This is a genomic window from Ruegeria sp. AL11 (assembly GCF_056540865.1).
Genome location: NZ_JBQFXO010000030.1, coordinates 1 through 2,295 on the forward strand (window position 1 = coordinate 1; position 2,295 = coordinate 2,295).

The following is a 2,295-nucleotide window of genomic DNA, read 5'->3' on the forward strand; positions in this document are numbered from 1 at the left end:
CCGCCCTGAAATGTTAGCAGCGAAGCTGTGAAAATGATCTTCCCAGAGCCGCGCACCAGCATGTCCTTGCCGATCTCGCGAGACAGAACGAATTGCGAGGACAGGTTGACCTCAATCACTTCGTCCCACCAGTCGTCCGGGTGTTCGGCGGCTGGCTTGCGTTTGATCGTGCCGGCATTGTTGACAAGGATATCAGGGGTTTGTCCGTCGGCCCTCAACTGATCAATGAACCCATGCAGCGCGGCGCGATCCGAGAAGTCGCATTGGTAAGCCCGGAAACTGCGCCCCATCGCCGTGACGGCTTTTTCGACCTCCGAGCCGGACAGCTCGAGCGAGGCGGACACTCCGATGATATCGGCTCCGGCCGATGCCAATGCCTCGGCCATGCCGCGCCCGATGCCGCGTTTGCACCCGGTCACAAGTGCCGTTTTTCCCGTCAGGTCGAAACTTTGCAAAACACTCATGAACGCGGTCCTACTTCGATCAGGCTTTTCATTGCGGTTGGACTGCGATCCAGTGCTTCAAACGCGGCCTGAATGTCTGCCAGAGGGCTGACGTCAGTAATCACGACATCCGCGTCCACTCCGCCCGAGGCGACAACTGCAATGGCTTTCTCGTAATCCTCCGGCTCATAGACCCGCGCACCGATCAGTTGCAGCTCTCGCCAGAAGAACTGGAACAGGTCGATCTGGGGCTTTTGAGCATGGATCGCGACCATCACGATCCGAGCCCGCGTCGCGGCAACGGCGGTCATCGCATCAACACCGGGCTGCGTTCCCGACACCTCGAAAACCACATCTGCCCCTTTGTCATCCGTGCGCGCACTGATTGTGGACACCAGATCGGTTTCGATTGGGTTGATCGTGTCGAAACCAAGTTTTTCAGCAATCGCAAGACGGTTCGGGTTCACTTCGGAAATCACGACGTTTCCGCCCGCGTCACGCGCAACCATGGCAACCAGGATGCCGATCGGGCCACCGCCGATGACGACGACGTCCTCGCGAGGTTGCAGTCCAGACAGCCGCACATCGTGGCAAGCAACGGCGACCGGCTCGATCAGCGCCGCGTGATCCATGCGCAAGTCATCCGGCAGAACGTGCAACGTGTGGGCCGGAACGGTCCAGATCTCCTGCATGGCGCCATCGGTGTCGAGGCCGAGAAACTTGAGGTTCTGGCAGATATGCTGATGCCCCCGTTTGCAGGCCGGGCATTCGCCACAGTGATCCAGCGGTCGGACGACGACCTTTTGGCCGGGTTTTACCGTATCGACGCCCTCGCCCACCGCTTCGACGACACCTGACATCTCGTGCCCGATTACCCGGTTCAGACCGACACGGGCGTCCATGTTGCCGTGGTAGACATGCATATCCGTCCCGCAAATCCCACAATAGGCAACGCGAATGGCGGCCTCGCCGGGGCCTGGATCCGACGCTTGGGCCTGTTCCACGGCAAAGCTCTTGTTGCCCCTGTAGTATGCCGCAGAGATCGTCTGGGTCGTCATGTATGCATCTCCCTGTGTTCCGCATTCAATTTGTCCCAGTCGAATTCCACTCCGGTCCCCGGGGTATCCGGGGCCACGGCCAAGCAGTCTTCCACGACAAGCGGACGGGTCGTGTACTGGTCTATCGGGAATGAGTGTACTTCCAGCCAACCCGCATTGGGTTGCGCAGAAACAAGGCTGACGTGCAGCTCCTGCATCCCGTGACTGCAAACCGGAATGCCGTGCTGTGCGCTTAGCGCGGCCACACGAAGCCAGCCGGTGATTCCACCGCAGTTTGAGGCATCGGGCTGGATGAAACTCAGCTTCGCGTCATCAAAGGCGTATTCGAATTCGTGTATCGTGTGCAGGTTTTCACCCATGGCGAGGGGAACGCCCGTCGCTTCGACAATTCGGCCATAACCTTTGTAGTCGTCTGGTATAGTCGGTTCCTCGAACCACAGAATATCGTATTCGGCAAACCCTCTGGCAGCCACGATGGCCTGTTCGACGCTCATGGAGTAATTCGCGTCGACCATGAAGAACCGGTCCGGGCCCAGCATCTCACGCACCGCCCGGGCGCGTTCAAGATCGTCGGCCAAATCTGGTTGACCAACCTTGATCTTGACTGCGTTGAACCCACGCGCAAGGTACCCTTCGGTCTGGCGCAGCAGTTTCTCTAACGAGAAATTCAGGTCGATCCCGCCGGCATAGGCCTTGCACCGTTTCGACGCTCCGCCGGCCATCTGCCACAATGGTGCATTTCGTGTTTTGCCGCGAATATCCCAAAGGGCAATATCCACGGCCGAAATGGCAAA

Annotated in this window: 3 protein-coding genes; all 3 read right to left on the reverse strand. The window is 59.0% G+C overall.

Annotated elements, in window-relative coordinates; translation table 11 throughout:
- Positions 1–464, reverse strand: a 464-nt coding sequence (locus ACR0IP_RS22995) for an SDR family NAD(P)-dependent oxidoreductase (protein ID WP_480528137.1), incomplete at its 3' end; no start/stop codon positions are given.
- A complete protein-coding gene (locus ACR0IP_RS23000; RefSeq protein ID WP_480528138.1) occupies positions 461–1,501 on the reverse strand; it encodes a zinc-dependent alcohol dehydrogenase in 1,041 nt (346 codons plus the stop codon). The genes ACR0IP_RS23000 and ACR0IP_RS22995, both read right to left, overlap by 4 nt.
- On the reverse strand, positions 1,498–2,295 hold a 798-nt coding region (locus ACR0IP_RS23005), incomplete at its 5' end, for a mandelate racemase/muconate lactonizing enzyme family protein (protein ID WP_480528139.1). The genes ACR0IP_RS23000 and ACR0IP_RS23005, both read right to left, overlap by 4 nt.